General features: G+C 70.0%; 6 protein-coding genes. 3 read left to right on the forward strand and 3 right to left on the reverse strand.

The features are described 5' to 3' along the window. Positions 1 to 163: 163 nt before the first annotated feature. Together rapZ and uvrC are read right to left on the reverse strand one after the other, a co-directional pair. On the reverse strand, positions 164 to 1096 hold the full coding sequence (gene rapZ / locus OM076_RS44170; protein WP_270046659.1) for an RNase adapter RapZ: 933 nt from the start codon (positions 1094 to 1096) through the stop codon (positions 164 to 166). Between the two features lie 7 nt (positions 1097 to 1103). Beyond that, positions 1104 to 2999: an excinuclease ABC subunit UvrC gene (gene uvrC, locus OM076_RS44175; protein WP_270046660.1), complete on the reverse strand. Its 1896-nt coding sequence runs from the start codon at positions 2997 to 2999 to the stop codon at positions 1104 to 1106. An 85-nt stretch (positions 3000 to 3084) separates the two neighbouring features. Between uvrC and OM076_RS44180 the strand changes: the two genes are divergently transcribed. The 3 genes from OM076_RS44180 to OM076_RS44190 are packed head-to-tail and all read left to right on the forward strand — an operon-like array spanning position 3085 to position 5989. Next, on the forward strand, positions 3085 to 4008 hold the full coding sequence (locus tag OM076_RS44180) for a glycosyl hydrolase (protein ID WP_270046661.1): 924 nt from the start codon (positions 3085 to 3087) through the stop codon (positions 4006 to 4008). Positions 4009 to 4042: 34 nt separating this feature from the next. Then, positions 4043 to 5053, forward strand: coding sequence for a threonine aldolase family protein (locus tag OM076_RS44185; protein WP_270046662.1), 1011 nt, complete (start codon positions 4043 to 4045; stop codon positions 5051 to 5053). Further along, a complete protein-coding gene (locus OM076_RS44190; protein WP_270046663.1) occupies positions 5054 to 5989 on the forward strand; it encodes a VOC family protein in 936 nt (311 codons plus the stop codon). Here the strand turns inward: OM076_RS44190 and OM076_RS44195 are convergent. Then, a partial coding sequence (locus OM076_RS44195; RefSeq protein WP_270046664.1) for an MFS transporter occupies positions 5986 to 6731 on the reverse strand: 746 nt, incomplete at its 5' end. The genes OM076_RS44190 and OM076_RS44195 overlap by 4 nt on opposite strands.

A 6731-nucleotide genomic window follows, 5' to 3' on the forward strand; every position in this document is an offset into this window, starting at 1 on the left:
CCCCAGCTGAAAGAATGGAAGTCCTGTTGCGCTGACCGCTTGAGCCCGCCGACGCAAATGTTCCTCACCCCGCCAGCGCGCTAACTCGACCAGTGCGAACCTGATCGAAACCCGCGATCTGGTCCGTAAACGCGCACGGTCGACCACGGCGACCGGGTCCCGCCTAGCGCCTGATCGGCAACCGGTCGACGTCCCGGTGCGCGACCTCGACGAAGTACTCCTCACGGTCCCTGAACTGCTTGGCCAGATGCTCGGTGATGGCGACGCTGCGGTGGCGCCCGCCGGTGCAGCCGATCGCGACCATCAGGTGCGCCTTGCCCTCGGCGACGTATTGCGGGAGCACGAACTCGAGCAGCGGGATCAGGTGCGAGTAGAAGACCTCGAGCCGGCCGTCGCGGCCGACGTAGTCGACGATCCGCTGGTCGAAGCCGGTCAGCGGGCGCAGGTCGGGGTCGTAGTGCGGGTTGGGGAGGAAGCGGACGTCGAACGCGAGGTCGGCGTCGCGCGGCGGGCCGTGCTTGTGGCCGAAGGAGGTGAAGGTGACCGCGAGCTTGCCGGGCGTGGCCGGCTCGAGCAGCTCGTCGGCGACCTTGCGGCGCAGCGCCGCGGCGGACAGGCCCGAGGTGTCGATGACGATGTCCGCCCGCTGGCGCACCGGCTCCAGGAGCTCGCGCTCGGCCTTGATGCCGTCGAGCACGCTGCCGTGCGGGGCGAGCGGGTGGCGGCGGCGGGTCTCCTTGTAGCGGTTGACCAGCGCTTCCTCGTCGGCGGTGAGGAAGACGACGCGGTGCACCAGGCCGACGGCCGCGAGGTTGTCGATCACGCCCGCCAGCGCCGCCAGGTACTCGCCGCCGCGCGAGTCGCAGACGACCGCGGCGAGCTCGACCTTGGACCCGTCGTGCATGAAGAGCTCGCTGAGCGAGCGGATCATCTCGGCGGGCAGGTTGTCGACGCAGAAGTAGCCCGCGTCCTCGAACACGTTCATGGCGCTGGACTTGCCGGCCCCGCTCAGCCCCGAGATGACGACGAGGTCCTCGAGGTTGGAGGCCGTCTTGTGGCCGTTGGGCGAGTCGCCGTCTCGAACCGCGTTCCCCATGAGTGACTCAGCGTCCCGTCCGATTGAGATGATTGAAGAGGTCGCGGGCGACCTTCTGCGGGAACCCCGGAACGTTCTCGAGCGCCTCGCGGGAGGCGCCGAGCACCGCGTCGGGTGAGCCGAAGTGCTTGAGCAGCGCGCGCTTGCGCGCGGGGCCGATGCCGGGCAGATCGTCCATGATCGACTCCCTCATCGCCTTGTCGCGGCGCAGCCGGTGGTGGGTGATGGCGAAGCGGTGGGCCTCGTCGCGCACGCGCTGGACGAGCTGGAGCTCGGGCGTGTCGTGCGGCATCACGACCGGCACCGGGTTGCCGGGCAGGAAGACCTCCTCGATGCGCTTCGCCAGCGAGACGACGGCGACGCCGCGGTCGAGGAAGCCCTGCAGCGGCTCGAGGCCGGCGCCGAGCTGGCCCTTGCCGCCGTCGATGATCACCAGGTTCGGCAGCGCGGCGAACGATGCGTCGCGCTCCGCGTCGTAGGGCGAGCGTTCCGACTGCCGCTCCCACTGGGCGTAGCGGCGCGTGAGGACCTCCGCCATCGCCGCGAAATCATCGCCGGTATCGACCTCGCGAATCGTAAAACGCCTGTAATCGCTCTTTTTTGGTGCGCCGCCCTCGAAGACGACCATCGACGCGACCGTGTGCGTGCCGCCCACGTGGGAGATGTCGAAGCACTCGATCCGGACCGGCGGTGCGTCCAGCTCCAGGGCGGTCTGCAGACCCGTGAGCGAGTCCACCCGCTGCTGGCGCCGGCGCTCGGACTTGAGCTTCTCCTGGTCGAGCGCGAGCCGCGCGTTGCGCTCCGCGAGGTCGAGGATGCGGCGCTTGCCGCCGCGCTCGCTCGCCCGGATCTCCACCGGGCCGTCGCGACGCTCACCGAGCAACTGGCCGAGGACGCCCAACTCCGATCCCTCGCTCATCGCCGCCTGGACGACGATCAGCGGCGGGATCGAGAGCGCACTCGCGTAGTACTGGAGCATGAACTCCTCGCTGACGATCGCCGGGTCGGCCTCGGCCTGGTTCTCCAGGTAGAAGGACTGGCGGTCGCTGAGCACGCCGTCGCGCACTTGGAAGACCTGCGCGTTGGCCTCGGTGCCCTCGACCGCGACGGCGACGGCGTCGTAGGTCCCCGCCCCGCCCTCGGCCACCCGCTGGCGCTCCAGCAGCGACTTGACCGCCTGCAGGCGGTTGCGCTCGACCGTCGCCTGCTCGTAGTCGCGCTCGCCGGCGGCGAAGTACATCCGCTGCTCGAGGTCGCGTTCGATCTGCTTGAAGCGGCCGGAGAGGAACGCGACGACGCCGTCGATCCCCGCGCGGTACTCGTCCTTGCTCACATAGCCCACGCAGGGCGCCCCGCAGCGCTTGATGAAGTAGTCCAGGCAGGGCGAGCCGGAGTGCCGGCCCGGTTCGGGACCCTCGCACGAGCGAAAGAGGAAGATCTTGCCGAGGAGGTCGAGCGTGCCGCGGACGCGCTTGGCGGAGCTATAGGGCCCGAAGTAGGCGCGCCCCCGCTTGTGCTTCTCGCGCGTGAAGTAGACGCGGGGAAAATCCTCGTCCAGGCTGATGGCGATGTAGGGGTAGGACTTGTCGTCGCGCAGCCGGATGTTGAACTTCGGCTTGTACTGCTTGATGAAGTTCTGCTCGGTGAGCAGCGCCTCGGACTCGGTGATGACCACGAGGTACTCGATGTGGTCGATCTCCTCCGTCAGGGCGGTCGTGCCGTAGACGGTCGGGTTCGAGAAATGGCTGGCGACGCGCTTGCGGATCGACTTCGCCTTGCCCACGTAGACCACGCGCCCGCGGGCGTCGCGGAAGAGGTAGACGCCGGGCTGATCGGGCAGGGCGCGGCGCTGTTCCCGGAGCCGGTCGCGGCGCTGCTCTGCGGGGGGTGCGTCAATCGCCATGGCGTGCCACTACGAGGTTAGAACTTGGCCCGGAGCGCAACTCACGTCCAGGTGACTGGTTCCAGACCCCATGCACCGAAAGACAATGACGATGCTCCTGGCCGCGCTCGCGGCCCTCGTCCTGTGTGCTCCCGCCTCCGCGAACTACCGGGTCGGGCTCTCCGAGCAGAACGCAGCGACATTCGATCAGCCGCTCTGGCAAGGGCTGAAACTCAAGCGCGTCCGCTACATCGTGCCGTGGGACTTCTACAAGGGCGACGGCGCCGGCGAGGTGGCGACATTCATGAACGCCGCGCACGCGCACAACCAGGAAGTGCTCGTGATGTTCACGGCGCGCCGCGGTTGCTACTCGGGCGGGAAGTACTCCAAGTCCTCCGCCTGCAAGGCGCCGTCCAAGGCCGCGTACACGACCGCCTTCAAGAAGTTCAAGGCCGCGTACCCGTGGGTGAAGACGTACGCGCCGTGGAACGAGGCCAACCACGTCTCCCAGCCGACTTCCTCGAGCCCGAAGCGCGCCGCGGACTACTACGCCGCGATGAAGGCCAACTGCAAGGGCTGCACCGTCCTGGGTGCCGACGTGCTCGACCAGAGCAACGTCGCGACGTGGCTGAAGAGCTTCATCAAGTCCTCGCACAACAAGGCGCGGGTCTGGGGCCTGCACAACTACAAGGACGTCAACCGCCACGAGTCCAAGGGCCTGACCACCGTCCTGAAGACCGTTCCCGGCCAGGTCTGGCTGACCGAGACCGGCGGCATCACGACGTTCCTGAGCTCCGGCTTCAAGACCTCGGCCTCGCGCGCCGCCTCGGCGACCAAGTACATGTTCCAGCTCGCCGACAAGTACGACTCGTCGCGCAAGGGCTACAAGTCGAAGGTCACGCGGGTCTACGTCTACCGCTGGTGGGGCGAGCCGAACGGCACGTTCGACTCCGGCCTCGTGAACCCGGACGGCTCCCCGCGCCCGGCGTTCACCGAGTTCGCGCGCTTCGCGAAGAACCGCCTCAAGTAGCGACCTGACTAAGGTCCCGGAGACCTTGGTCAACTTGTACTCAGACACGCAGACCCGCCCGTCCTCCGCCATGCGCAAAGCCATGGCGGAGGCCGAGGTCGGCGACGAACAGCGCTTCGAGGACCCGCAGGTCACCTTGCTCTGCGAGCGGGTCGCGGAGCTGCTGGGGATGGAGGCCGCGGTCTTCCTCCCCTCCGGCACGATGTGCAACGAGATCGCGTTCCGGCTGCACATCCGGCCGGGCGGCGACGAAGCCATCCTGCACCGCACCTCGCACCCGATCATCGCCGAGGCCGGCGGCCCGGCGGCGTTCGCGGGCGCGATGATGCAGCCGCTCGACACGCCGCGCGGGATGTTCACCGGCGAGGACGTGCGCGGCGCGCTGCGCTATCCGGATCGCTACTCGCCGCGCTCGCGGCTCGTGAGCGTCGAGCAGTCGACGAACATGGCGGGCGGGAGGGTGTGGCCGCTTTCGCAGCTGCGCGGTGTGGTGGACGTGGCCCACGAGCACGGGCTGCGGCTGCACATGGACGGCGCGCGGCTGATGAACGCCGTCGTCGCCTCGGGTGTGCCGGCGGCGGAGATGACCCGCGGGTTCGACACGGCCTGGCTCGATTTCACCAAGGGGCTGGGCGCGCCGTTGGGGGCCGTTCTCGCCGGCTCGGCGTCGCTGATCGACGAGGCCTGGCGCTACAAGCAGATGCTCGGCGGCGCGCTGCGCCAGGCGGGGATCGTGGCGGCGGGTGCGCTCTATGCGCTCGACCACAACGTCGACCGGCTGGCCGAGGATCACGCGCACGCTCGGGTGCTCGCGGAGGGGTTGGCGTCGCTTGACGGCGTCACGCTCGACCCGGGCGAGATCGAGACCAACATCGTCATCTTCGAAGTCGACGATCCCGATGCGCTATGCGCGGGTATCGAGCGCCATGGGGTAAGGATGGGCGCCGTCGGGCCGCGGAGCGTGCGGGCCGTTACGCACCTGGACGTCGACGCGGAGGGAATACAACATGCGATCGAGGCAGTCAGGCAAGTGCTGGAGTCGTAGATGAAGCTCGAGGGCCTGCATCACATCACCGCGATCACCGGCGACGCACCGCGCAACGTGGACTTCTATGCGCGGGTGCTCGGCCTGCGGCTGGTGAAGCGGACCGTCAATCAGGACGACCCGACCGTCTACCACCTCTTCTACGCCGACGAGGCGGGCTCGCCGGGCGCCGACCTCACGTTCTTCGAGTACCCGAACGCGCGGCCGGGGCGCGCGGGCGCGGGGATGGTGCACCGGATCGCCCACCGGGTGGCCTCCGCTGCGACGCTGGACTTCTGGGCCGAGCGGCTGGGCTCGGAGGGCGTGGCGACGTCGATGGTCGACGGCGCCTTGCGCTTCGATGATTTCGAGGGCTTGTCGCACGAGCTGGTGGTCGTCGATGTGACCGACGCACCGTTGCGTGCGCGCTCGACCGAGGTGCCGGACGAGCACGCGCTGCAGGGCTTTCACGCGGTCTACGCGGGTGTGGCGGACACGCGCCGGTCGGTCGCGGTGCTGACGGACGTGCTGGGTGCGGTCCCGGTGGATGACGACGCGTTCGAGATCCGCGGCGACCGGCGCGGCAGCTTCATCCGGCTCGAGGGCGGCGCGGGGCGCGGGTTCGGCGGCGCCGGCACCGTCCACCACATCGCCTGGGGCGCGTCGTTGGACGAGCACACCGCCTGGCGCGAGCGGGTGGCGTCGGCCGGGCTGCAGATCACGCCGGTGATCGACCGGTTCTACTTCCGTTCGGTCTACTTCCGCGAGCCGGGCGGGATCCTGTATGAGCTGGCGTCGATCGGGCCCGGGTTCACGACCGACGAGTCGCGTGAGACGCTCGGCGAGCACCTGGCGCTGCCGCCCGACTTCGAGCACCTGCGCGCGCAGGTCGAGCCGATGCTGACGCCGCTGCCCGACATCCGCCGGTGGCGGCCGGCGCCGACGAACGCGAGCTAAAGCACCGGCTCCAGCTCGCGCCGTTCGGTGTGCGCCGCGACGGTGCGGGCCGGGGTCGGCGCGTCGGCGAACTTCGTTAGTGCGTTCGCGCGGGCGAGGACGAGGATCGGCAGCGCGGCGCCGACGATCGCGAGCGCCGCGCGCGGGCTCGTGAGGGCGATGATCGCGGGCGCGAGCATCGCTCCCGCGCCCGTCGTCAGCCAGTACGAGCTCTCGATCACGCCGAACGCGCGGGCACGGACCCGGTCGTGCGCGATCCGCTGCAGCAGCGTGATCCCCGCCGACTCGACGAGTGCGTAGCCGACGCCGAGGATCAGCAGTGCGGCCAGCGCGCACGCGGGGCTCGGGAGGGCGGCGAGCGCGAGCAGCGGTGCGCCGATCAGCATGCCGCCGAGCGGGATCGAGGCACCGAGCCGGCCGGTGGCGAGCAGCTTGAGCGCGAACGCGCCGCCGGCGATCCCGCCGATCCCCCACGCGGCGTTCAGCCACCCGACGCCCGCGTCGCCGAGGTCGACGAGGTCGAGCGCGGTGACGACGACGAGCACGTCGACCATCCCCTCCACGAGGGTGGAGGCGGAGAGGACGCCGACGAGGAGGCGCAGGCGCCGGTCGCGCGCGACGACCCGCACGCCCGCCAGCGCGTCGTGGGCGGCCACGGCGACGAGGCGTTCGCGCGGCGCGCGGCGCGGAGCCGTCGCCGGCGTGCCCGGCTCGCCGGCCGGCGCCGGCACCCACCCGCGCG

Source organism: Solirubrobacter ginsenosidimutans (assembly GCF_027587205.1).

Coding starts and splice junctions, on each gene's coding strand:
- rapZ (WP_270046659.1), bottom strand. CDS start 1,096: ATGGGGAACGCGGTTCGAGACGGCGACTCGCCCAACGGCCACAAGACG.
- uvrC (WP_270046660.1), bottom strand. CDS start 2,999: ATGGCGATTGACGCACCCCCCGCAGAGCAGCGCCGCGACCGGCTCCGG.
- OM076_RS44190 (WP_270046663.1), top strand. CDS start 5,054: ATGAAGCTCGAGGGCCTGCATCACATCACCGCGATCACCGGCGACGCA.
- OM076_RS44180 (WP_270046661.1), top strand. CDS start 3,085: ATGACGATGCTCCTGGCCGCGCTCGCGGCCCTCGTCCTGTGTGCTCCC.